We start from the raw sequence: 24,142 nt of genomic DNA, 5'->3' as shown, positions 1-24,142 counted from the left end.
TACGGTACCCATACCAGACGATTCTGAATTTGACCATCCCACACTGAACGATTGCTGGAATCAGATTGGGGTGATGGGCGATCGCACCTGTGGCGAACTGAAGACGGTTATTCACTGCCGCAACTGCAAGGTTTACTCGGCGGCTGGACGCAGCTTGCTAGAGCGCAATGCTCCACGAGAATATCTCCAAGAATGGACAGACATCTTGTCAGAAGCTTCGACACAGCAGGCCGGAGTGGGAGAAGGGATGCTAGTTCGGGCCACAGATACCCTTTCTGTAATCATTTTTCGTCTCGGTAATGAACGGTTAGCATTGCCAGTCAACATCTTGCAAGAAGTGACTCCCCCTTACATCATTCATGCCGTCCCTCACCGGACTAACTCTGTATTTTTGGGGTTGGTCAATATTCGCGGTGAAACACTTCTCTGTATTTCGCTCAGAGACTTACTCGGTCTAGAGCCTGTCGCCGAATCAGCAGATTTATCTAATACGATTAATCCGCAACGGATGATTGTGGCTGGAAAGAATGAAAACAAGTGGGTGTTTCCAGTGGATGAGGTTCATGGAACTTACCGCTTTCATCTCAATGAGTTCAAAGATGCTCCTGTTGTCATTTCCAAAGCATCGGAAGCTTACACCAAAGGGGTCGTTACTTGGCAAGGCAAGAAGATCAACTTTTTGGACTCTGAACAATTCTTTTACACCCTAAGTCACAAGGTTTTTTGACCATGAGCGATGATTCTATGCTGGAGCTATTTCGACAAGAAGCTCAGGCGCAGATTGCGATCCTGACTCAGGAACTACTGATCTTGGAAGCCAATCCGCAATCTGATGAGCCACTGGAAGCGCTGATGCGGGCAGCTCACTCGATTAAAGGTGCCGCTCGAATTGTTTCTCTAGATGCGGTCACTACTCTGGCGCATTGGATGGAAGATTGCTTTGTGGCAGCGCAGAGCCAGATCATCGCGTTAGGTTCAGATCAGATTGATGTTTTGCTGCAAAGCGTTGATTTGCTTCAAGGGCTTAGTCAGGTAATGGAAGTCGATTTAGTTGAATGGTTGGCCCAAAAAGCTGGAGAGTTTGAGAGCTGTTATGACGCGCTCGCGGCTCTGCTACCTCCAAATTTTAGGGCTGCTCGCTCAATGTCCCTGGTTCCAGTCGATCAAAACTCAGCGCTGAGCCAAAGCGAGGGTCAGGAAATTGCCACGGCCGTGACTCTCGCAAGCCCAACTGATAGGGTGGTGCGAGTCACGGCAGAAAATTTGAACCGGATTATGGGGTTGGCGGGTGAATCGCTGGTTGAGGCAAATTGGCTGCAACCTTTTGCCGATTCCTTTACTGCCCTCAAATCTCGTCAATTAGAGCTTGCCAGACTTCTAGAAACGGTTCATACTACATTAGCGAACACTCCAATTAATTTAGAAAGCCTGGAAGTTCTAGATACAGCTCGACGTAAAGCACAAGAATGTAGGGAAATGCTCGCCGATCGCTTGGGTGAACTGGAACTATATGCTCGTCGCACCACCAACTTGAGCGATCGGCTTTACCGCGAAGTGATTGCCTCCCACATGCGTCCATTTGTTGATGGAGTACAAAGCTTTCCTCGCATGGTTCGCGATCTAGCAAGACAATTAAATAAGCAGGTCAAGCTAGATATTGTCGGTCAGTCAACCCCGGTCGATCGTGACATCCTCAAGAAACTGGAAGCACCCCTGACTCACATGATTCGTAATGCGATCGATCACGGAATTGAATCCCCCCAAGAGCGAGAGGCAGCAGGCAAACCGATGGAGGGAACAGTTCGCCTAGAATCATTTCATCGTGGCGGTATGCTGGCAATTACCATTTCTGATGACGGCAGAGGAATTGATATCGATCGGATACGCCAAAAGATTATCGATCGGAATTTAGGTTCACCCAAAACGGCTGCTCAACTTAGCGATGCTGAAATCATCGAGTTTCTGTTTCTACCTGGATTTTCTACAGCAGAACAAGTGACTGAAATTTCAGGACGCGGTGTGGGATTAGATATTGTCAAAAGTATGGTGCAAGAGGTTGGTGGAACGATTCGCGCCACATCTCAATTCCGCAAGGGTACTAATTTTCACTTTCAACTTCCCCTCACGCTCTCGGTTGTCAGGACGCTAATTGTCGAGATTTCTGGTGAACCTTATGCCTTTCCCCTAGCACGAGTGGATCAGATTGTCAAACTCGACAAATCGGACATTTATGTTGTGGAAGGTCGCCAATATTTCACTAAAGATGGTCAAAATATCGGGTTGATTGCAGCGAGCCATGTTCTGGATTTACCGGAGGCTTTATTCTCAGAGGATGCGATCTGTGTAGTTGCCATCAGCGATCAATCCAACGCTTATGGCTTGGTTATAGACAAGTTTTTAGGTGAACGGGATTTAGTGGTGCGTCCACTCGATCCGCGTTTGGGTAAAGTTCGGGATATTAGTGCCTCTGCTCTAATGGATAATGGCTTGCCTGTTTTAATTATGGATGTTTCTGATTTGGTGCAATCGATTGACAACCTGCTCAACAGCGGTCAAATGAGACCTTTTGATTTCAACAAAGCCAAAAAAGCAAAAGGTAACGCTCGCCAACGCATTTTAGTTGTGGATGATTCGATTACTGTGCGCGAAATGACCCGAAAGCTGCTGCAAAATCGAGGCTACGATGTGGATGTTGCCGTAAACGGAATGGATGCTTGGATAGCCATTCGGAGCAATCATTACGACCTTGTATTGAGCGACATCGATATGCCTCGTATGAATGGCATTGAACTTGTTAAGCAAATCAAAGATCATCCGACATTCCATTGGCTTCCGGTCATTATCGTGTCATACCGCGATGCCGAAGACCATCGTATTCAGGGTATGGAAGCTGGGGCAGACTATTACATCACCAAAAGCAGCTTCCATGACGACACATTAGTTAACGCGATCGTCGATCTGATTGGACAATAGCCATGGAAGCTGAGTTAGCTAAGGAATGAGAATTAAATAACTTCCACTCTTGAAAGTGGGATGGGCGTCGCGCCCGTCTTTTTTGGACGGGCGGGACGCCCATCCCACGAATAATTAAAATTGTAAGTTATTTAATTCGCGATCCTAATGATGAAGCATTGGTTAAAAATTATGATTTTTCTACGGAAAGATTTACAGTGGATACATCCACGCTCAAATAATGCCTGTACTTAGAATGAGAATTGGGATTGTCAATGATATGGCTATGGCAGTGGAAGCCCTCAAGCGAGTGCTGCTAACCGTTCCAGGTTATGAAGTGGCATGGATTGCACGGGATGGTGCAGATGCAGTTGCCCAGTGCGCCAAAGACACCCCCGACTTAATTTTGATGGATCTATTCATGCCAATCATGGACGGTGTGGAAGCCACCAGCCAGATCATGAAACAGTCTCCCTGTGTGATTCTGATTGTGACGGCAAGCGTCGGAAAGAATGCCGGGAAGGTTTTTGAGGCAATGGGGCATGGTGCCCGTGATGCAGTCAACACTCCCGTCTTAGGAATCCCAGGAAGTCCAGATTCTGCCCAACCGCTACTGACAAAAATTGCGACTCTTAGTAAGCTAATTGGCAAATCATCTGAATCCTCAACTCCAAAATCCCAAACTTCAAAATTTACTTCATTCTCCACACCTTCGAGCCTACTCCCTCCCCTAGTGGCGATCGGCTCCTCAACAGGTGGCCCCAAAGCTCTAGCCACCATTCTCTCCCGCCTACCAGCAAACTTCGGTGCGGCTATGGCGATTATTCAACATGTCGATCTGCAGTTTTCGGCGGGGCTGGTGGATTGGCTGAATCAACAAACACCCTTGACGGTGAAAGTAGCCAAAATTGGCGATCGGCTGGAGAAAGGTATTGTCTTAGTTGCAGGTACAAACAATCACCTCAGTCTTCGTTCGGATTTAACTCTGCATTACACAAAAGAACCGATAGACTATCCCTACCGCCCATCAGTAAATGTGTTCTTTAAGAGTCTTGCCCAATACTGGAACCACAAGGCAACTGCCGTTTTACTGACTGGGATGGGACAAGACGGTGCTGAGGGAATGAGCCTTTTGCGATCGCGGGGATGGCACACAATCGCTCAGGATGAGAAAAGTTCTGTTGTATATGGAATGCCCAAAGCTGCCGTTCAGCTAAATGCAGCGGTTGAAGTTCTGCCTCCTGAAGCGATCGCCGATCGGTTACTTCAGGGAGTTTTGTTCAAATAACTCGGTATTCTCAATGTGAACCATGATGAAGCCAAGAGAAAGAAGTAGATGAGCGATACAAATTTGATAAACTAGACAATCAACTGTAAAGTCACCACTTCCTTTTTATCAAAAACGATCGTAGGTTTTTTCTCAAGAGTTTTATGAGAGCATTTCTTAAAGAGAATATCAAATAACACTCGCTTACTGATATCAACTCCGCTAGAATCGGAATTGTAAAATCGAATCAACAGTCAATACTAAACTATCATTCAGTTTTTCGACCCGCCCGTTAACAGTCAACAGTCAACAGTCAACTATAATTCCGGTGCAACCGGAATTGATATCAAGTCCCCCGAGTCGCTTAAATTCCAGCCGGAAAGAAACGTAAGTTTTCCGCATCCCGTTTATTTTGTATAATAATAAAGTAGTTATCCAGCGAGAGAAAAAAACAATGGCTGCAAACCAGCCAGATATCGATATTGCCCCCTTTATCGACTACGGCCTGATTGACCCCACCGCCACGCCAGAGCAAGTAGAAAACTGTTGCCAACAAGCAGATAGATTTGGCTTTGTCACAGTTTGCGTGTATCCCGGCTACGTCCGACAAGCAGTCGATCTGCTGCACGGCAAGCGGCCGAAAGTCTGTACTGTCATAGGTTTTCCCACCGGTGCAACGACATCAACTGCGAAGATATACGAAGCCCTAGAAGCAGCAGATAATGGAGCGGTAGAGTTAGATGTTTCGGTTAATTTAGGATTGCTGAAAGCGGGCAAAATCGACGAATTCCACCGGGAATTAGCCCAAATTTGCGAAGAAACCAATCTCACCGTCAAAGCAATTATCGAAAGTTCGCTGCTTTCGGATGCCGAAAAAGAATTAGCGGCCCAGATTTGCATGGAGGCCGGCGCCGCCTACATCAAAACTAACACCGGCTTTTTTGGCCCGGCGAAAGTTGACGATGTGCGACTGCTGAAGGAAGTTACGAAGGGACGGATGGGGATTAAAGCGGCCGGCGGAATTCGCACTCACAAACAAGCTTTAGATTTGATCGTCGCTGGTGCAACTCGTTTGGGGACTTCTCGCGGCCCGGAATTAATCCGCCAGCGGGATAATTTAGAGAAGAGTCATTAGTCAGTTGTCAGTTGTCATTAACTGGTTCCAAGGCTCTGCCTGGGAAGCCATATAAGCGAGGCTCGGCCTCGGCTGGGATTAGGAGGCAGAGCCTCCGGAGCTGCGTTACCAGGCTCAGCCTGGTAACGAGTATCTAATAAAAGTTCTGCGTGGCGGACTGTTTTTGCTACTGTCCTTGTAAATCTCAAATCGAGTGACTCGAACTTACAAAATTAATCCGCCAGCGAGATAATTTAGAGAAGAGTCATTAGTCAGTTGTCAGTTGTCATTAACTGGTTCCAAGGCTCTGCCTGAGAACCCATATAAGCGAGGCTCTGCCTCGGCTGGGATTAGGAGGCAGAGCCTCCGGAGCTGCGTTACCAGGCTCTTCCTGGTAACGAGTATTTAATAAAAGTTCTGCGTCGCGGACTGTTTTTGCTACTGTCCTTGTAAATCTCAAATCTCAAATCTCAAATCGAGTGACTCGAACTTACAAAGCAACTGGAATCAATCTCAAGAGTGCGCCGATGGGGGAATCCGATCGAGTGCTGACAGTTTTGACGCGGGAATTCGGCTTAATTCGAGCCGTAGCACCGGGTGTTCGCAAACACCGATCGACCATTGGCGGTAGAAGCGAATTGTTTGTGGTCAACGAATTGCTAATTGCCAAAGGCCGATCGCTCGACAAAATTACCCAAGCCGACACGGTACAATCCCATCCGGGTTTGAGCCGCAACCTCGGGAAACTCGCAGCGGCGCAATATCTGGCCGAATTGGCGATCGCAAGTGCCCTTTCCGACGAGCCCCAAGAAGAACTCTTTTGGTTGCTGGGCGAACATTTGAGCCGTTTGGAGCGTTTGTCCGACCGCACAGAAATCCAATCCGCCGCCGTGCTTGTCGCCCACCTCGCCCACGGCATTTTTCACCTGCTAGCCTTAGCAGGCCTCGCGCCCCAAGTCCAAGTCTGCTGCGCCACCAGACAGCCGCTCATCCCAAATTTCAGCGATCCGAACTGGCAAACCGGCTTTAGTATCCCCTCTGGGGGAACCTTCAGCTTGTCGGAACTAGCTAATTTAGAGGCAGAACTCTCTGCAGAAATCGGTAGCTTGTACAAATCCGCCTCCCGTTCCCGCCAAATGAATAGCAGCAAACACTTGACAAATTTCCAGATTAATGCTAAGGAAGTAGCAGCGCTGCAACAGTTAGCTAGTCCAGAACTGGGAGAGGGGATTGCCGATCGAACAACTTGGGTATCAGTAGAAAATATTTTGCGGCAATATGCCCAGTATCATTTAGGTTGCACGATTAGATCGGGAAGCTCGATCGATACCTACCTAGAGAGTTTTGAGTTTTAAATTTTGAGTGTTGACTTAAAGAGGTGAAGGAACGATCGTACATCGCACCCCCAGCCAGGGGGATAGCCGAACCTGCGGGCAATTTGAGGTAAATTTTCAAGATTGTTGCGACATCAGATAATAGATAGAGATAAAGTTACGAGATTATTAATAAACTTAGGGGTTAACACCTCAATTTGAAATTCACATCCCCCCAACCTCCACCATCCCAGGCGAGCGACCCCAAATCCTATGATGCGACTGTCCGATTCTGATTTGACAATATCTGTTTTAGCTGTGACCCACCACCAAATGGAAGAACGAGAAAATTTTCCCGATTTTGGCTCGGAACCCGCCTTGGCAGATCGACAATGGAGCAACGTCCAAGACTTAGAAATGGATAAATATCCCACAACGCCAGAAACAGAGTCAAGCAACGGCAAAAGCCAAGAACCCGAAGCAATCCCCCCGGTGGCAACAGCAGACCTAGCAGCCGGGAGCTCGGAAGCAGTAGCCGAAACTCCCGAAAAAGAAAGAGGATTTCTGCCCGTTTTGAAAAATCGAAATTTTCTAGTATTGTGGAGCGGGCAAGTTTTTTCCCAACTAGCAGATAAAGTTTATCTCGTACTGACGATCGCCCTGGTGGCCAGCCGCTTTCAAGCGCCAGATCAAACCATCAGCAGGTGGGTATCAGCAATCATGATCGCCTTTACCATTCCCGCAGTGCTGTTCGGGGCCGCCGCGGGCGTGTATGTCGATAGGTGGTCGAAAAAAGCAGTGCTGGTAGCCACAAACCTGCTGCGGGGAACCTTCGTTTTAACATTGCCCTTGCTGCTGTGGCTCTCTGACGGGTGGGAACTCGGTCAACTGCCGCTCGGATTCTGCTTGCTGCTGCTAGTGACATTCCTAGTCTCGACTCTAACTCAATTTTTCGCCCCAGCAGAACAGTCAGTGATTCCCCTAATTGTGGAACGCCGCCACCTGCTATCGGCAAACTCCCTCTACACCACAACCATGATGGGTTCGGTGATTATTGGCTTTGCAGTCGGAGAACCCTTACTAGCTTTAGCGGACACCCTATTTAGCAACCTCGGCGGCGGACTGGGAATCGGCAAAGAATTAGTAGTAGGCGGAAGTTACGCCTTCGCCGGAGTGCTGTTGCTGTCGATGAAAACAGGCGAAAAAAACGATGCCGAACACGAACCGCCACACCCCCTAGCAGATTTGCAAGACGGCCTGCGTTACATCAAGCATCAACCGAAAGTCCGCAATGCTTTAATTCAACTAATTATTCTCTTTTCCATTTTTGCAGCCTTGGCAGTTCTAGCGGTGCGGCTGGCAGAAATTCTCCCCGGTATGAAAGCGTCGCAATTTGGCTTTTTGCTGGCTGCAGTGGGCGTCGGTATGGCTGGTGGGGCGGCGACAGTCGGCTATCTCGGTCACAAATTTTCTCACTCCCAACTGAGTTTAATCGGATCTATCGGCATGGCACTTGCTCTGATGGGTCTGTCTGCATTTACACAGCATTTGTGGATATCGGTGCTGTTCATTACCCTGTTGGGTTTATTTGCCTCATTGGTAGGAGTGCCGATGCAGACTACAATTCAAGCAGAAACTCCAGAAGAAATGCGGGGAAAAGTCTTCGGGCTGCAAAACAATGCCACTAATATCGCTTTGAGTTTACCGTTGGCTTTGGCCGGGGTAGCGGAAACATTTCTGGGTTTGCCGACAGTATTTTTGGCCTTAGCAGGATTAGCGATCGCTGGCGGTGTCTTAACCTGGTATATTTCCCGTAGCAGTAATAGCAAAGTCGATCGAATCTAAAAAATAACAAACTCTGATTTACTGGAATGCACATCGCTTGGCTAGGAAAAAAATCACCTTTTTGCGGTAACGTCACTTACTCCAGGGAAGTCACCAACGCACTGTTAGACCGGGGATACCAGGTCAGTTTCCTGCACTTTGCCCAAGAAGCGGGCTCGCTCGACAGGAACAATACGGCGTGGAGCATGGCAAATGGTTCGTGGGGAAAAGGAATTGCTCAAACCTCATATACCAATTCGCTCTCGCCCGCCAGTTGCAACGAAGTGTCTTTACCCTGTCACTACAAATCGCAAATTTATACGATTCCCACTCTCAAGTCGCGCACAGTGCTGATGAAATCTCTGCGGCGGCTCAAACCCGATGTTGTTCACGCTTCCCTGACGCTTTCGCCTCTAGACTTTTTACTGCCGGAAATTTGTCAAGAATTGAATTTGCCTCTGGTGGCGACTTTTCACCCGCCGTTCGACCGCAAATTGCGGAATTTGACATCGGGAACCCAACACCTGATGTATCAACTTTATGCTCCGTTTTTGGCTAACTACGACTCGACGATCGTATTTTCTTACATTCAGCGGGATATTTTGGTGAAGTTGGGAGTGCCGGAAGAACGGGTAGCCGTGATTCCCAACGGAGTAGACGCGGTGAAGTATTCGCCCGGACCTTCGGGGTTGAAGTCGCAATTAAAAGCCGATCGAATTTTTGTTTACCAAGGTCGCATTGCCCCAGAGAAAAATGTCGAGGCCCTGCTCAAGGCCTGGAAACAGTGCAATTTTGACCGGGGCAACGTGTTGGCGATCGTAGGCGACGGGCCCCTAGCCGCGTCGCTGCAACTGTCTTACGGCGAAGACGAGGGCATTGTGTGGCTCGGATTTGTCGCCGAGGAGGAACGCCGGATCGAAATTTTGCGGGGTGCAGACGTATTTATTTTGCCTTCTTTGGTGGAGGGACTGTCCCTGTCGCTGCTGGAAGCGATGGCCTGCGGTTTGGCTTGTTTGGCAACCGATGCCGGTGCTGACGGCGAGGCCTTGGAGGCAGGCGCGGGCATAGTTTTGAACACTCAGCGGGTACGGAGTCAGTTGCAAACCTTGCTGCCGCTGTTTTGCGAGCATCCTGAGTTCGGATCGCTGCTCGGTCAAAAAGCACGCCAACGGGCGATGGAGCGGTACACTCTCAGTCAGAATATTACTGAGTTGGAAAAGCTGTACTCAGAGGTTTTGCAAAAGCAGCGCGTACTAATTCGGGGTTTAGCATGAAGGTTTTGATTGCTCGTTCCCAGGCTAGAGCCTGGGAACGCAGATCCGCAGGCTCTGCCTCCTCCTTTGTCCCCAGCGAGGCTCTTTTACTCGTTTTTACTTGTTACCAGGCAGAGCCTGGTAACGCAGATCCGGAGGCTCTGCCTCCATTTTCCAACCGAGGCAGAGCCTCTAGATATAGGTTCCCAGGCAGAGCCTCGGAACCAGTTAAAGGAAGTCGTGTCTCTACCCGTGGATATTTACTCGTTACCAGGCTGGAGCCTGGTAACGCAGATCCGGAGGCTCTGCCTCCATTTTCGGGCCGAGGCAGAGCCTCGCTTATATGGGTTCCCAGGCAGATCCTGGGAACCAGTCAAATCTAAAATCCAAAATCGCCTACCCTCCCGGGCGCAAATAATCCAAAAGTCGATCGCCCGAATCGGCCCGAATCAAAGCAACCACAACATCCGGCAAACTTCCCAAACTCGGATAAACCAAATAACGCGGTTCCCACCGCGGCCCAAACTTATCTTTAAAACTGTGCAATCCCTTAAAATTATAAAACTTGCTCAAGTGCTCCGAAAGATAAATTAAAACCTTTTCCAACCGCCCGGATTTCTGGGCTTCTCCGACTCCCGCCAAAGCCGACAAACCCAAATCAAATTCTTCATATCCCAATTCTTGACAATGCTGCAACATCGAAGCAAACAAACACTCCATCGTGCCATTTTCCACCTCAGTGCGACGCCGCATTAAATCAACTCCAACTACCCCATCTCCCGCCGATATCATATTAGCAAAAGCACTAATTCTACCGTCGGGAGTGTAGATGGCTACGGCGCGAGTTTCCCGCAAATATGCCTCGTCAAACCAACCAACCGAAAACTTTTTTTCCGCACCCTGAACCATTTGCAGCCACTCGTCGCTCACGAGTTTCATTTGTCGCATCAATTCGGAACTTAAAGGAGGTTCGTAAAATTCGATTTGATGGCCGGCTTTTGTAAGTCTGTTGATAGCAGTTCTCAAGTTTTGATTGCTCTTGCCTTTGAGAGTAAAAGTTTGGAGATTTACAATAGCTTCTTCGCCAATTTGCACCACTCGAAAACCGAGAGTAGAATACATTTCTAGATCCTGGGGCAAAGTTTGATAAAATGCTGGATACCAATCATTGCGATCGCAAAATTCTTGAAACCCCAGAATTGCTTCTTTGCGGTCTTCAGCAGGCCCGATGGGGTCTCCCAAAGCAATCGCGCCTCTACCTTTCGGCACGTAGGCGATCGTACTTTTTCCCGAAGGACTAAAATAATAAGATTTATCCGGAAGCAACGCCAGTCTCGCTAGCGTTGTCCACCCGTATTTTGCTACAACTTCTTGAGCTTTATTCCGTTCCGAAATACTTGCCGAACTTCGTAGCAGCACCGGCCGTAGAAGCATTAAAAGTGCGTAACCAAGCGTTACCGTACCCACAGCATAAATCGAATCCGCAAAAAAGTTAGCAAACCGAGTTTTCGGAACCAACCCCGCATTGTCCTCCGTAAAAAACATGGCAAAAGTCTGGAACAAAGCTCTGTCTAAATCAAAATTAACCGCTTGTCCGTTAACTTCAAAACGCCCGTCCAGAATGTAAAAACCCGCCGTCCCGTAAGCCAGCGTAAACACCAAAGCCCCCAGCAAAACCCGAATTCCTTGAGCAATTGAAGGGCGATCGGATTTAGCCGTAAACGTCTTTCGCATCACCAACAACTGAAACAGCAGCACCCCAGAAAGCAAACTTTCTTCAATATCCAATCCCTTGACTAAATGACTTACAATAGAAAGGATTAACAATCCCACAGTCAGCAACCAAGCAATCCGCTTGCGCCGCAACAAATTAGTTGCCAGAGTTAGCAGCATAAATCCGATAACTGCTGCAAAAAAATGGCCGCCCGCACGCACGGGAAAAGGGAAAAATGGTTCTAGCCAATTTCGGCGCTCGGGTAAACTGGGAGTTACAGCAGACAGCAGGTTAATAACTCCTACCAATCCGGTTAAAAATGATGCAGTCCAGAGTCCAATCCTATTTTTTTTTTGTAACACTGTTGACATTTCTAATTTTTATGTGTGGCCAGTGATATTTTAAACTGTTTTCCCACATAGCTCAAAGAATCGGCTAAATGCTTGTGCCAATAATTCCAACCGACATCCGGGCCCACAATCCCGTGTCCTCCCGGAAATTTGTTAAACTCGTTGGCTATACCCAAACGGTTTAATTGCTCGTGAAACTGTTGAGTGGAAATCAGAAAATTTTCGTCTGCTTCCCCCGCATCCAAATAAGCGCGCAACTGCTGCTTATCTTTAGCAGAAAGTTTTTCCACTAAATATTTAGGACTGTTAGCCTTGCCGCTTTGGTCTGTAAAATAACCGCTGTGGCTGAAGAGAATATTAAAATTATTCAAGTAGCGCAAACCGATATTAAAAGCTCCCCAACCCCCCGAAGATTGTCCTCCCATTGCCCAGAATTTGGGGTCTTCCAGCGTTCTGTAGCGCGATTTTACGATGGACACTAACTCGGAGCCGATCGCGCTTCCCACCTTACCGTTGGGCCCGTCAAAATACTGCGGGTCCCACAAAGGACTCGTACCCCGCTTGTCGTTCCCGTCAGGAGTAATTACAATTGATGGCGGCAATCTTTTGCTTTTATATAAATCGTGAAGCACAGAAGTAACAGCCGCTTTGTCCTGATAAGCGCGGGCGTCTCCGTGCCCGCCGTGCAGCAAAAAAATGACTGGATAGCGCTGTTTGGGATTTTTTGCGTACCCAGGCGGCAAAATTAAGCCGTAGGTGCGCTCTGAATTCATAGCGGCACTTTTATAGGTTTTGAGTTGAAAATTTAAGTCAGCATCAGCGACTACTTTCGGAGGGTCTAACTGAGGTGCTCCGGCAATAAAAACGTACCAGTATCCAGTCGCACCGAGGAGGATGATTGTACCCGCACCTATACCTAAAACTTTTCCCAGCCACTTAGGCATACTTTCAATCTCTCTTTTTTGTCTGCGATCGCAATCCGTACATTATATGCAAGTATATTGTAGAACTGTATGCGAGGTCGATCGCACATTTTGCAGCTAAACTGCAACGGTCTCAGGGGCCCGTTCCACAGTTAAACTGCAACGATGCTAAATTCTTCAATTCTTTAATCTAAAATGGTATGACTTATCGAAATCCCGTTCCCACAGTTGATATTATCATCGAATTAGCCGATCGGCCCCATCGCCCGATCGTACTCATCGAACGCCGCAATATTCCCTACGGCTGGGCAATTCCCGGCGGCTTTGTCGATTACGGGGAATCAGTAGAAACGGCGGCAAAACGCGAAGCTTTAGAAGAAACGAGCTTGAATGTAGAATTAATCGAGCAATTTTACGTTTATTCTGACCCAAATCGCGACGCTCGCAAACACACGATCAGTATTGTATTCTTGGCTTCTGCAACGGGGGAACCTCAAGCCGCCGACGATGCTAAAAATTTACAGGTTTTTGAATCTTGGCAGATTCCGCAGCAATTATGTTTCGATCACGATCGCATTTTACGAGATTATTGGCGTTACCGTCATTATGGATTGCGGCCGCGTTTGTAGGAGAAGAGTTTTTAACCGCAGATGCACGCGGATTAACGCAGATTGATTGCTATGATTTATCGGTGATTTATCTGTGTTAATCTGCGGTTAAATTCATTAAACTAAATTCTATGGCAAGCTTGACAATATTAGGCGGAGGTGCTTGGGGTTCGGCACTGGCAAATCTGGGAGGCAAAAAAGGATCTAGAGTTAATTTGTGGTCGCGCAGCAGTTCTTTTAATCTAGAATCAGTTATCACAGGTGCGGATGTTGTTGTTTCGGCAGTTTCTATGAAAGGAGTTGGAGCAACGGTCGATCGACTTTTGGCTTTAGAGTTAAGTCCCGGTACAATTATAGTTACTGTCACCAAAGGTTTAGACCCCGCTAGCACGCGCACTCCATCTCAAATTTGGCAAAATGCCTTTCCTAACAATTCAATAGTCGTACTTTCGGGTCCCAATCTTTCCGAAGAAATTGAGCAGGGGTTGCCGGCTGCAACGGTAGCGGCGAGTTGGGATTTAGCGGCGGCCAAGCACGTGCAAAATATTTACAGTTCTGATATTTTTCGGGTTTATGTGAATGAAGACCCGCTGGGGACTGAGTTAGGTGGAACTTTGAAAAATGTATTTGCGATCGCCGCTGGTGTTTGCGACGGTTTACAATTAGGAACTAATGCTAAATCTGCTTTGCTGACTCGCGCTTTGCCGGAAATGATTCGGGTGGGAGTTCGTTTGGGAGCTCGCGCTGAAACTTTTTACGGTTTGTCTGGTTTGGGAGATTTGCTCGCTACTTGCAACAGTCCTTTATCGCGCAATTATCGGGTTGGTTTCGGATTAGCTAAAGGCAAATCTTTAAATCAAATTTTGCAGGAATTGCAGAGCACTGCTGAGGGAGTCAATACTACTAATGTATTGATTGATTTGGCTAATCAACGCGGCATTGAAGTGCCTGTTTCTCGTCAAGTTTATCGCTTATTAAATGGTGAAATTACTCCTGAACAAGCTGTTTTATCCCTGATGGAACGAGCTTTGAAACCGGAGATTTTATAACCTGTACGACTAGAGAGATAAGGACTTAAGCAAAGCCTAAGTCCCTACCTGTAGCTGAAGTTTCAAGAAGCGGTGTCACCAGTTGCTAGTTATGAATTAAGAGTTCTAAGCGACATTGGTTGAGCGGTCAGATTGATGTTTAGCTCGCTCGGGAGAGAGAGAGTTTAAGGAATTGAATATCACTTGTGAATCCAAAACTCTTTAACTCATAGCTGCTACTTAACTCATAACTCATAAGTCATAACTTGCAGAGCGAGATGCACCAGCTTTACATCTTGCCTTGCTGCATTACCTGTTGAAGGTGCTGCCGAATTTCCTGCGCGTGCTCCATGTCAGCTTGCTGCAATTTTTGAAACAGTTCAGCACAAGGCTGGGAACCCATTTCCTGAGCATCTTTCATGTAAGTTTCGTAGGCTTTTAAAGCTTCCGACTTGTTCTGCAAAACTGTTAACAAATCATACTCGAGGTTGCTGATGACGGTATTTCCGTTAGTGCTCATAAACTTACCCTCTGCTAGGATTTGTCCCAAGTTTGACCCATCCGGGGATGACTATTCATCTGTCTAGAAGGGTAGATAATTTTTACTTTCCGCCGTAATAAAAAGCAACTTCTTTATCTTTTAGCGGTGCGAAGTCAGCAGCAACTAGCATTTTATCGAGCTCGTTTTGAGGCAGATGTTTGACACCGATTCGGACAATGCGCGATCGCATGGTATTTGACACGCCACTGCGCTGTCTGCCGGCTTCTAATGCCATCACTTGCTTGTAGAGGTCTAATTTTGCTTGCGGAATCGGAGTACCGTCAAAGTCGATTCCAGAGGCGATCGCAACATCGATCGCATCTGCACCAGTTGTAGATTGAGCCGCTGAGTTTGTTTCTGAAGACATTGTGCAAATTAAATAAAAAGGACGATCGTCATAAAAAGTAGTTTAGTCCTAAAAGTACCAAAGTTGAGCACCAAACTCTAGCACAGCTCAAAATAACGTAAAATCGTGAAACAAGCTAAACAGTCCGCGAATAGTTGAGGCGCATGATTTGTTAGCTGTTGGTTATTGTTTATTCTACTCGTTCCAAGGCTCTGCCTTGGAACGCATATCAGGAGGCTCGGCCTCCAATTGATCCAAGCAGCAAACGAGGCAGAGCATCGCTGACATCGGTTCCCAGGCAGAGCCTTGGGACCAGTTAAATCTGCATTGGTGTTATCCCAAAAATTTAGAGATTAATATTCAAATAGCTCTGCTTTTTCAACGATAAACCATTCGTGGTACAATACTGCTAAGAAAAACTCTTCTCCTTTTGGGCGATCGCACACAGCCATATATCCCGATACAAACATATCATCGTCAAAAGTTGTATCCTTAAGAAACAGAGTCAGCGAGTTGCCATCCGCGCTCCAAATTGTCCGCAAAATCGTGATATTTTTGTGACGAGATGCTTCAACGGGCAATAAAACCCACCGCCCCTCAATCTCGATAAATTCTGGTTCGCCGTATCTCAACTCAGACTCCCATGTCTCCGGTCCTTCGTGCTTCTCAATAATTCGATCCCACCGCACTGTTTTAATCTTCGCTAAAGTTTCGTTTGACAAATCAGCTACTTTCATCAGATTAATTTCCTAATAAAATTAACTGGTTCCCAGGCAGAGCCTGGGAACCGATTTCTAGAGGCTCTGCCTCATTTGTGGCTGGGAAAGATGGGAGGCTCTGCCTCCTGATATGCGTTACCAGTCAGAGCCTGGAAGTAGAATGTGCCTCTTCATTATATCAAATCCGTTAGCATCGGAATAGTAAATTCGAGTTGACTGTTGACTGTTGATAGTGAACAGTAAACAGTTAACAGTCAACCCCGTCAACCGTCAACATAATTCCGGTGTAACCGGAAATGATATTACTCATCGCCATAATTCCCTCGGCAATATTAGCAATTCGTTCGTTTTTCGAGATCGAGCGGCTGAAAAGTTCCCGGATTAGGGTTTTAATGCCATCAGTTGCGAAGGTATTGGCAAATAATTTATTGGCATCTCGATCAACTTGAGGTGCAGTTCCTCCTACTACCAGCCGCAATTTTGTTGCAAATAAATCTAGAGACAAATCTCCCGATAAAATCTCATCTCTTCATCGGAATTATTCATCTCTCTCTTGTCTCCCTCCGTGTTCTCTGGGTTCTCTGCGGTTAAATCATTCCGATATCCAATAACTAATGACTAAAATCGACATTTCCCCCACTGACAATTACCCCAACTCTCGCATTTTCAGCTTTCACAACACCTGAAAGCAAAGCTGCTGCCCCCAGCACTCCAGTCGGTTCAACAACAATCTTCATGCGTTCCCACATAAAAAACATTGTGCTGCGAATTGCCTCTTCCGAAACAGTTGCCATATCATCAACATAATGCAGCACCAAAGGAAAGGTTAATTTCCCCAAAGATGGCGTGCGCGCACCGTCAGCAATCGTATCCGGATTAGTAACAGTTTGTAGCGTTTTCGTGCGGAACGATCGCGCCGCATCGTCTGCTTGCTGGGGTTCTACCCCAATTACTTTACACTGCGGAGACAAAGTTTTTGCCGCGATCGCGCATCCCGACAGCAAACCCCCGCCACCGCAACAAACTAACAGCAAATCCAACACCCCAACTTCTGCGATTAATTCCAGCCCCGCCGTACCTTGTCCCGCAATCACCCGCGCATCATCGTAAGGAGGAATAATTGTCAAGTTCCGTTGGGCGCCAATTTTAGCGGTTAACTCTTCGCGGGAAACTTGAGTGCGATCGTACAAAATAATCTCTGCGCCGTAGCCGCGAGTTGCCTCTTGCTTGACTTTTGGCGCATCAGCAGGCATGACAACAGTAACAGGAATTTCTAGCAACCGTGCCGCAAGGGCGATCGCCTGCGCGTGATTTCCCGAAGAAAAAGTCAGCACACCCCGCTGTTTTTCGGCTTCAGATAGCTGCATCAAAGCATTGCAAGCACCCCGAAATTTAAACGAACCCGTGCGCTGAAAGTTCTCGCACTTGAAAAATACCTGAGAATTTGTGCGTTTGTTGAAAGTTTCCGAAGTCAGCACCGGCGTCTTGAAAGCTTTGCCCTGCAAGCGATTTGCCGCCGCTTCCACATCGGCGAAACAGACTTGCAAGGGATTTTCACCAGAGAAGTGGGTACTCATAGATTTTAGATTAGGGCGATCGAGGACTTTATTTGTAGGATGCGCATGGCCCGCTTCACTCCTACCATTAAATTATAAATTTTTATTATATTTTGGACCATAAGAATTATTAGGTGTTGCGCTTAATGGTTAAAAAAGCTGTTGACTAAAATCAAAGTTATGACAATTTACTATCAAAAAGTAAACGAACGTTTGTACTTGCACAGGAGAGGGATTAATGAATACAAATTTAACCGCGGCCCGATTAATTGTAGGGAAACGGCACGGCGCCGTGTCCTGATTTTGGGTAATATCAAATCCGTTGGCCTCGGAATTATTCATCTCTCTCTTCCCTTTCTCTGCATCCTCTGTGTCCTCGGCGGTTTCATCATTCCGATACAACCGGAATGATATAACGGGTAAAATCAACCGGATTGGATAGTGAAATTGCCCTCGCGAGTGCGATCGACTCCAACCATCAACAACAACGCAAAAGAGAACACAGCAATGCCGTTTTCCTACCCAAAAAAGCTCATCTAAATTATTGAACTATTACCAAAAAAAAGGACACAACCATGGTGTGTCCCTACCCGTATGTTGTAGGAACACGGCATTGCCGTGTCCCCACCTGTAGCGCCGATATCCCGATTAGGATGCTTGCCGTTTAGAACAAGAACAATTCAGAATTACCGGTCGGTCCAAAATTGACATTATTGACAGTTGCAAACAAATTGTTACCGCCAACATTAGAACCGTTGCTATCGTAATACAGCTTAGTAGACAAACTGTCGTAGATAGCCATGATCGACGGCCCGGTTAAAGTTGCTTCGAGCGCAGTTACAGAAACTGTACTGCTGTAAGCGTAGAAACTCGAAGCCAAAGTCCCTCCGGTGGTGAACGCTGCAAAACCAGTTTTGTCGAGGTTAATTACATCATCAGCAACGCTGTAATTGGTAATTAAATCCCCGCCGTCAGCAGTAGTTCCGCTGAACACAAACACATCCAAACCAGCACCGCCGTTGAGAACATTGGTTCCCAAACCGCCGATTAAAGTGTCATTCCCGAGGCCGCCGTTGAGAGTATCGCTACCGCCACCGCCGAAGAGGCTGTCATCACCATCGTCGCCGGAAATGCTGTCGTTACCCAAACCGCCGTCGAAAATGTCGGCACCAGAACCGCCGCTGAAGATGTCAGCAAACTCAGTACCCGTGGCGCTGTTAGCACTCGCATCTCCTGTAAACAAGACAGGCGAGGTGAAATTGTAACCGCCACTACCAGAACCGAAATTGTTAAAGGCGGTGGGGAAAGTGTTCCCAGCCGCAGTTAAATCGGCAACGCTGCCGGAGTTGGTAGTAGTACCAGTCGCAGGAGGTGCGATCGTACCTGTAAATACAAAGTCCGCCGTTCCCAGATTGCTAGAAGCAGTACCCAGATTCGCAATCAAGGTAGAACCACCGGCTGCGGTACCGTTCGAGTCAAAATACAACACAGTCTCGTTCGACGCATTAGTAAATGCGAAGAAACCAGCAGTTGTAGAATTGCCCACGGCCTTAGCTTGTGCAGCGTCCAAAGAGGCATAACTGCCCCCTGTGAAAATCACTAACTCTTTGCCAGTAATGTCAGGAGAAGGCCCGCTAATACCGTCAAAGTTAGTCGTAGTCAAATTGCCGAAAGCGCTCGCGGTAAACTGGAATTTGTCTACCCCAAGGGTAAAGTCAGTAATCGTATCACCGCCTTCACCTGTTGCTTTGTAAACAAAGATATCCGCACCAGAACCGCCAGTCAGAATATCTGCACCGCCACCACCAGTGAGGATGTCAGCAAATTGAGTACCAGTGACGCTGTTAGCATTCGCATCTCCTGTAAACAAGACAGGAGAGGTGAAATTATAACCGCCAGTACCAGAACCGAAATTGTTAAAGGGAATGGGGAAAGTGTTCCCAGCCGCAGTTAAATCGGCAACGCTGCCGGAGTTGGTAGTAGTACCAGTCGTAGGAGGTGCGATCGTACCTGTAAATACAAAGTCCGCCGTTCCCAGATTGCTAGAAGCAGTACCCAAATTAGCAATCAAGGTAGAACCACCGGTCACCGTACCGTTCGAGTCAAAATACAACACAGTCTCGTTCGACGCATTAGTAAATGCGAAGAAACCAGCAGTTGTAGAATTGCCCACGGCCTTAGCTTGTGCAGCGTCCAAAGAGGCATAACTGCCGCCTGTGAAAATCACTAACTCTTTGCCAGTAATGTCAGGAGTAACGCCGCTAACACCGTCAAAGTTAGTCGTAGTCAAATTGCCGAAAGCGCTCGCAGTAAACTCGAATTTGTCTACCCCAAGGGTAAAGTCAGTAATTGTATCACCGCCTTCACCTGTTGCTTTGTAAACAAAGATATCCGCACCAGCACCGCCAGTCAGAACATCTGCACCGCTGCCGCCCGTGAGAATATCTGCACCGCTGCCGCCGTTGAGAATATCTGCACCGCCACCACCGTTGAGGATGTCAGCAAATTGCGTACCGGTGACGCTGTTAGCACTGTCATTGCCGGTAAACAAGACAGGGGTGGTGAAATTGTAACCGCCAGCACCAGAACCGAAATTGTTAAAGGCGATGGGGAAAGTATTCCCAGCCGCAGTTAAATCGGCAACGCTGCCGGAGTTGGTAGTGGTGCCAGTCGTAGGAGGTGCGATCGTACCTGTAAATACAAAGTCCGCCGTTCCCAGATTGGTAGTAGCAGTACCCAAATTAGCAATCAAGGTAGAACCACCGGCCACCGTACCGTTCGAGTCAAAATACAACACAGTCTCGTTCGACGCATTAGTAAATGCGAAGAAACCAGCAGTTGTAGAATTGCCCAGGGCTTTAGCTTGTGCAGCTTCCAAAGAGGCATAACTGCCGCCCGTGAAAATCACTAACTCTTTGCCAGTAATGTCAGGAGAAGGCCCGCTAACACCGTCAAAGTTAGTCGTAGTCAAATTGCCGAAAGCGCTCGCGCTAAACTCGAATTTGTCAGTTCCCGACTTAAAGTCGGAAATTTTATCGCCGCCTTCTTTAGTTGTCCTGTAAACAAACAGATCCGCACCACTGCCGCCGCTTAGGACATCCAAACCGAGGCCGCCGGTGATGGTATCGTTGCCGTCGCCGCCCTTGAGGTTATCGTTATAATTGCTGCCGACAATCTTGTCCTCGCCTGCTAAACCATCGTAAGTAACTGGGGCTGGAGAAGTGGTGAAATCCACATTGTCAGCACCAGCAGTACCGACAGGAATATTTAGTTCCGGGCCCGTGAAGACAAAGTTACTGATTTGCAGGCGAATGCTGGCCGAGAAACTGGCCACAATTTCAAAGCGCGCCCCAACAGCAAATACCAGCACAGCACGGCCGGTAGTGGCATCTATAAACTCACAGAAAATAGGCGCATCTGGGTTGCCACCCAACTGTGCAAACCGCGCTTGCAAAGTCGCGATGCTGGTAACAGTGGTATCCAGGGTGAAGTCGAGCAAATTAGCGCTGCCGATCGACCCAACAACAGAAGTAGAAGTAATCTCCCGTCGGGTCAAGCTAGAAACCCTGAGATTACCAAAAGCTGCCGTAGAAAGCTCTAAAACATCCTCAGCGACATTAAAGTCAGTAATAAAGTCAGCTTCTGCAACTGTTTGAATCTGTTGGCGGGAAGTGCGGTAAATAAAGCTATCCTTGCCAGCACCCCCAATTAGACTATTAGTTCCTTCGCCGCCTTCGATCGAGTCATCGCCATCATTTCCAGTTAATGTGTCATTCCCAGGACCGCCTATTACTGTGTCATTGCCGATGCCAGCTTCGATCGAGTCATTATCCTCGCCGCCTTCGATATTGTCACCGCCATCCCCGCCTTTAATTGTGTCCTTGCCTTTGCCGCCGATGATTGTGTCCTTGCCTTTGCCGGCTGTAATATCATCATCACCATCGCTGCCTTCGATGTCGTTATCCAGCGTCGCAGAACCGACAATATTTCGACCCTGTGTAGTGCCACCAAACTTAAAGACATTTGCCTCGACGTTCAAGCTAAAACGCTGGCTGGTGACAACGTTTCTGCCATTGCTAACTTCAAAACCAAAAGTAGCCGCACCGATAAAACCGACTGCCGCTTTGAAACTTAACAAGCCTGCGTTAATATCTGCTTGAGTGAAGGTAAAACCGCCTTGTGTTACGGCGACTCCCTTAAAGAATAGTTGCCCGGTTGTAGCAGGGGGCAGCTCAGTTAGCCTGTAGGTTATTCCGCTAGGACCTTGCTGGGTATCGACAAAACTCAACAACGCAGAAGTAATAGTTTGCTCGCTGCCGCTGGAACCAGCAGTCAAGCTATTATTACTTTCCAGTCGCGGAGGGTTAAAAATCGGCCTCGGAGTTGGAGTTGGAGTTGGAGTTGGAGTTGGAGTTGAACCGGTAACTCCTAAAAAGTCGCCAGCATCGAGAAGCGTTGCGTTGACATTCAACAATAGCGCCAGCGCGAAGTTATTGACCCGAATTTCGGTATTGCCACCGACTTGTATAAAGGTCAAGCTGCTAAAGTTCAAGCCGCCAAACAGCAAAAACTTGTCCTTGTCGTCTTCGTAGTCAGTGATGACTGAACTCGCGCCGTTGGTAGAGTTACTCAGGACATAAACGTCATCTCCAGCACCACCGACGCAGGTATGGTTGCCAGTACCGCCCATCAGCGTATCGTTGCCCTCGCCGCCCATCAGGGTATCGTCGCCGCTGCCGCCGCCGCTAACGCTGTCGTCGCCGCCGCCGCCATCTGCCATGTCATTGCCGTCGCCAGTAACGAGGGTATCGTTGCCCGCACCGCCCATCAGGGTATCGTCGCCGCTGCCGCCCATCACGCTGTCGTCGCCGTCGTCACCCATGCAAGCGTCGTTGCCGTCGCCCCCCATCAAGGAGTCATCGCCAGTGCCACCGCTAACGCTGTCGTCGCCGTCGTCGCCTGCACAGTTGTCGCTGCCATCACCGCCCATCACGGTATCGTCGCCGGTGCCGCCGCTAACGCTGTCGTCGCCGTCATCGCCTGCACAGTTGTCGCTATCGGCACCGCCCATCACGGTATCGTCGCCGGTGCCGCCGCTAACGCTGTCGTCGCCGTCGTCGCCTGCACAGTTGTCGCTATCGGCACCGCCCATCACGGTATCGTCGCCGGTGCCGCCGCTAACGCTGTCGTCGCCGTCGTCGCCTGCACAGTTGTCGCTGCCTACACCGCCGCTAACGGTATCGTCATCTTTGCCGCCGTTAACGGTATCGTTGCCGTCGCCGCCCTCGCAATCGTCGTTGCCTGTATCGCCCCTGACGGCATCGTTGCCTTCGCCGCCCTCGCAATCGTCGTTGCCTTTGCCGCCGTAGACGGTATCGTTGCCTTCGCCGCCGTCAGCGTCATCATCTCCTTCGTTGCCGTGCACCCAGTCATCGCCGTCATCGCCTTCGCAGGTGTCGTTGCCGGTACCGCCAAAAAGGCTGTCGTTATCTTTACCGCCGTTACAATTGTCGTTGCCTTTGCCGCCGTAGACGGTATCGTTGCCCCGATCGCCCCTTACTTCATCGTCGTCATCGCCGCCCTCGCAATCATCGTCATCTTTACCGCCGTAGATTGTATTTTTTTTGCCGCGGTTTCCTCTGATTCTGTCCTTGCCTTTTTTGCCGAAGATCTTATCCCGATCGCCGGTGGCTACAATATCGTCATCGTCATCGGTACCTTCGATCGTGCGGCGGCGATCGCTGTCATCATCATCCTCCTCCTCGGGTAAGGGGGGGCTAAGTTTAGCAATTTTGCTGTTATCCTCAACGCCATTTTCTGATGCGCCGTTAGACTGATTCGCACCTTTGCCGTTATCGGCGCTGCTGCCAATCTCGCTGGCGATCTTTTCCTCAATCTTTTTCTCAATTAACTTGACTAACTCGTCGTCCTCGGACTCTTCTGGATCGACGGGGAGCGGTGTAGTAAACATCCAATTGGGGTCTGTCATCTCAGGAATTCCTGTATCATCTGCTAGAGCGAGCAAAGGTGTTTCCGGTAGCGTTTTTAACAAGTTTTCTTCGGCCATTGTTGATATTTCCCACACACTGGTAAGCTTCTTAGACTCAATTTATCAGCAAACAGGAGACAGCAGAAAAAATTTCTAACTTCATGCTTGCGCCTGCTAGAGGGGCTGATCGCCTCATTTTTATCTTATAGATGCCTTTTAAACTGCAAGGGATTTTTGCTCTCAGTTGCGAGTTTTATATTCTGCAATGCCGCACACAAATTAATTGAGCCGCCACCTACACCGTAAGTGCTGCGCCGAAGAGCCGAGCATTTGAGCTCTTCTCCGTAATTTCTCCAGTAAGCTGCGCCCAAGTGGCCTTAACTGTAGAGTTTATACGTAATTTATACAGTGTATTAGCTGAATTTAAACTCGCAACTTACAACTCCCAGATAACTACCCACAACCTTGAACCCCAAAATTTTACCCTTGCTTTTCTTGCGATCGAGCCTGGGTGCATTGAAGTAGGGTAACACTCCCAGCTCGGACAAATCCTTCCCTGACGTAGGATTTGAGCTTCTTTCCTAAACGACAGCACCCTCCTTATTTTAGTTCCCGATGACTAATTAGAAATTTAGATATTTCGCG

Annotated in this window: 17 protein-coding genes; 9 read left to right on the top strand and 8 right to left on the bottom strand. The window is 48.2% G+C overall.

All coding sequences use genetic code 11. The features are described from left to right. Window positions 1-337 precede the first annotated feature (337 nt). From QUB56_RS37280 to QUB56_RS17505, 7 genes are all read left to right on the top strand, one after another. Complete coding sequence (locus QUB56_RS37280; protein WP_445243366.1) at window positions 338-727, top strand: chemotaxis protein CheW; 390 nt, start codon at window positions 338-340, stop codon at window positions 725-727. Between the two features lie 2 nt (window positions 728-729). Further along, entirely contained in the window at window positions 730-2,973 is a 2,244-nt protein-coding gene (locus tag QUB56_RS17530) for a hybrid sensor histidine kinase/response regulator (RefSeq protein WP_332956834.1), read from the top strand. A 220-nt stretch (window positions 2,974-3,193) separates the two neighbouring features. Continuing rightward, entirely contained in the window at window positions 3,194-4,240 is a 1,047-nt protein-coding gene (locus QUB56_RS17525) for a chemotaxis response regulator protein-glutamate methylesterase (RefSeq protein WP_332956833.1), read from the top strand. Window positions 4,241-4,673: 433 nt separating this feature from the next. Then, entirely contained in the window at window positions 4,674-5,354 is a 681-nt protein-coding gene (gene deoC, locus QUB56_RS17520; protein ID WP_332956830.1) for a deoxyribose-phosphate aldolase, read from the top strand. 458 nt (window positions 5,355-5,812) lie between these two features. Continuing rightward, the gene (gene recO, locus QUB56_RS17515) at window positions 5,813-6,688 is read left to right on the top strand and encodes a DNA repair protein RecO (protein ID WP_332956829.1); all 876 of its coding nucleotides are present in this window, start codon (window positions 5,813-5,815) and stop codon (window positions 6,686-6,688) included. 231 nt (window positions 6,689-6,919) lie between these two features. After that, window positions 6,920-8,491, top strand: coding sequence for an MFS transporter (locus tag QUB56_RS17510; RefSeq protein WP_332956828.1), 1,572 nt, complete (start codon window positions 6,920-6,922; stop codon window positions 8,489-8,491). 26 nt (window positions 8,492-8,517) lie between these two features. Beyond that, entirely contained in the window at window positions 8,518-9,744 is a 1,227-nt protein-coding gene (locus tag QUB56_RS17505) for a glycosyltransferase family 4 protein (RefSeq protein WP_332956826.1), read from the top strand. Window positions 9,745-10,119: 375 nt separating this feature from the next. Here the strand turns inward: QUB56_RS17505 and QUB56_RS17500 are convergent, their stop codons facing one another. Continuing rightward, entirely contained in the window at window positions 10,120-11,808 is a 1,689-nt protein-coding gene (locus tag QUB56_RS17500; protein WP_332956824.1) for a phosphatidylglycerol lysyltransferase domain-containing protein, read from the bottom strand. A gap of 2 nt (window positions 11,809-11,810) precedes the next feature. Beyond that, a complete protein-coding gene (locus QUB56_RS17495; protein WP_332956821.1) occupies window positions 11,811-12,731 on the bottom strand; it encodes an alpha/beta hydrolase-fold protein in 921 nt (306 codons plus the stop codon). A 179-nt stretch (window positions 12,732-12,910) separates the two neighbouring features. Here QUB56_RS17495 and QUB56_RS17490 point away from each other — a divergent pair, with 179 nt between their 5' ends. Beyond that, entirely contained in the window at window positions 12,911-13,339 is a 429-nt protein-coding gene (locus QUB56_RS17490; RefSeq protein ID WP_332956819.1) for an NUDIX hydrolase, read from the top strand. 110 nt (window positions 13,340-13,449) lie between these two features. Then, window positions 13,450-14,367, top strand: a complete 918-nt coding sequence (locus QUB56_RS17485) for an NAD(P)H-dependent glycerol-3-phosphate dehydrogenase (protein WP_332956817.1) — start codon at window positions 13,450-13,452, stop codon at window positions 14,365-14,367. 268 nt (window positions 14,368-14,635) lie between these two features. Here the strand turns inward: QUB56_RS17485 and QUB56_RS17480 are convergent, their stop codons facing one another. The 6 genes from QUB56_RS17480 to QUB56_RS17455 all read right to left on the bottom strand — a co-directional run bounded on the left by QUB56_RS17480 (window position 14,636) and on the right by QUB56_RS17455 (window position 23,575). Next, on the bottom strand, window positions 14,636-14,866 hold the full coding sequence (locus tag QUB56_RS17480) for a hypothetical protein (RefSeq protein WP_332956815.1): 231 nt from the start codon (window positions 14,864-14,866) through the stop codon (window positions 14,636-14,638). A gap of 82 nt (window positions 14,867-14,948) precedes the next feature. Beyond that, complete coding sequence (locus tag QUB56_RS17475; RefSeq protein WP_332956814.1) at window positions 14,949-15,254, bottom strand: small RNA NsiR4-regulated ssr1528 family protein; 306 nt, start codon at window positions 15,252-15,254, stop codon at window positions 14,949-14,951. Between the two features lie 332 nt (window positions 15,255-15,586). Next, a complete protein-coding gene (locus QUB56_RS17470; protein WP_332956813.1) occupies window positions 15,587-15,970 on the bottom strand; it encodes a hypothetical protein in 384 nt (127 codons plus the stop codon). A gap of 229 nt (window positions 15,971-16,199) precedes the next feature. Further along, window positions 16,200-16,457 carry a hypothetical protein gene (locus QUB56_RS17465; protein ID WP_332956812.1) on the bottom strand — a complete coding sequence of 86 codons (258 nt, stop codon included), beginning with the start codon at window positions 16,455-16,457 and terminating at the stop codon, window positions 16,200-16,202. Window positions 16,458-16,563: 106 nt separating this feature from the next. Then, window positions 16,564-17,529: a threo-3-hydroxy-L-aspartate ammonia-lyase gene (locus QUB56_RS17460; protein WP_332956810.1), complete on the bottom strand. Its 966-nt coding sequence runs from the start codon at window positions 17,527-17,529 to the stop codon at window positions 16,564-16,566. A 643-nt stretch (window positions 17,530-18,172) separates the two neighbouring features. Continuing rightward, a complete protein-coding gene (locus tag QUB56_RS17455) occupies window positions 18,173-23,575 on the bottom strand; it encodes a cadherin-like domain-containing protein (protein WP_332956806.1) in 5,403 nt (1,800 codons plus the stop codon). Window positions 23,576-24,142: the final 567 nt, after the last annotated feature.

It is taken from the genome of Microcoleus sp. AR_TQ3_B6 (assembly GCF_036702785.1).
Lineage (GTDB): Bacteria > Cyanobacteriota > Cyanobacteriia > Cyanobacteriales > Microcoleaceae > Microcoleus.
The sequence above is the reverse complement of the archived record's forward strand: the minus strand, read 5'-3'. Positions and strand labels throughout refer to the sequence as shown.

What these genes read in the sequence shown, in the direction of transcription:
- QUB56_RS17495 (WP_332956821.1), bottom strand. Translation starts at nt 12,731, where the DNA reads ATGCCTAAGTGGCTGGGAAAAGTTTTAGGTATAGGTGCGGGTACAATC.
- QUB56_RS17510 (WP_332956828.1), top strand. Translation starts at nt 6,920, where the DNA reads ATGATGCGACTGTCCGATTCTGATTTGACAATATCTGTTTTAGCTGTG.
- QUB56_RS17525 (WP_332956833.1), top strand. Translation starts at nt 3,194, where the DNA reads ATGCCTGTACTTAGAATGAGAATTGGGATTGTCAATGATATGGCTATG.
- QUB56_RS17505 (WP_332956826.1), top strand. Translation starts at nt 8,518, where the DNA reads ATGCACATCGCTTGGCTAGGAAAAAAATCACCTTTTTGCGGTAACGTC.
- QUB56_RS17485 (WP_332956817.1), top strand. Translation starts at nt 13,450, where the DNA reads ATGGCAAGCTTGACAATATTAGGCGGAGGTGCTTGGGGTTCGGCACTG.
- QUB56_RS17475 (WP_332956814.1), bottom strand. Translation starts at nt 15,254, where the DNA reads ATGTCTTCAGAAACAAACTCAGCGGCTCAATCTACAACTGGTGCAGAT.
- QUB56_RS17460 (WP_332956810.1), bottom strand. Translation starts at nt 17,529, where the DNA reads ATGAGTACCCACTTCTCTGGTGAAAATCCCTTGCAAGTCTGTTTCGCC.
- deoC (WP_332956830.1), top strand. Translation starts at nt 4,674, where the DNA reads ATGGCTGCAAACCAGCCAGATATCGATATTGCCCCCTTTATCGACTAC.
- QUB56_RS17530 (WP_332956834.1), top strand. Translation starts at nt 730, where the DNA reads ATGAGCGATGATTCTATGCTGGAGCTATTTCGACAAGAAGCTCAGGCG.
- QUB56_RS17470 (WP_332956813.1), bottom strand. Translation starts at nt 15,970, where the DNA reads ATGAAAGTAGCTGATTTGTCAAACGAAACTTTAGCGAAGATTAAAACA.
- QUB56_RS17455 (WP_332956806.1), bottom strand. Translation starts at nt 23,575, where the DNA reads ATGGCCGAAGAAAACTTGTTAAAAACGCTACCGGAAACACCTTTGCTC.
- QUB56_RS17480 (WP_332956815.1), bottom strand. Translation starts at nt 14,866, where the DNA reads ATGAGCACTAACGGAAATACCGTCATCAGCAACCTCGAGTATGATTTG.
- QUB56_RS17490 (WP_332956819.1), top strand. Translation starts at nt 12,911, where the DNA reads ATGACTTATCGAAATCCCGTTCCCACAGTTGATATTATCATCGAATTA.
- QUB56_RS17500 (WP_332956824.1), bottom strand. Translation starts at nt 11,808, where the DNA reads ATGTCAACAGTGTTACAAAAAAAAAATAGGATTGGACTCTGGACTGCA.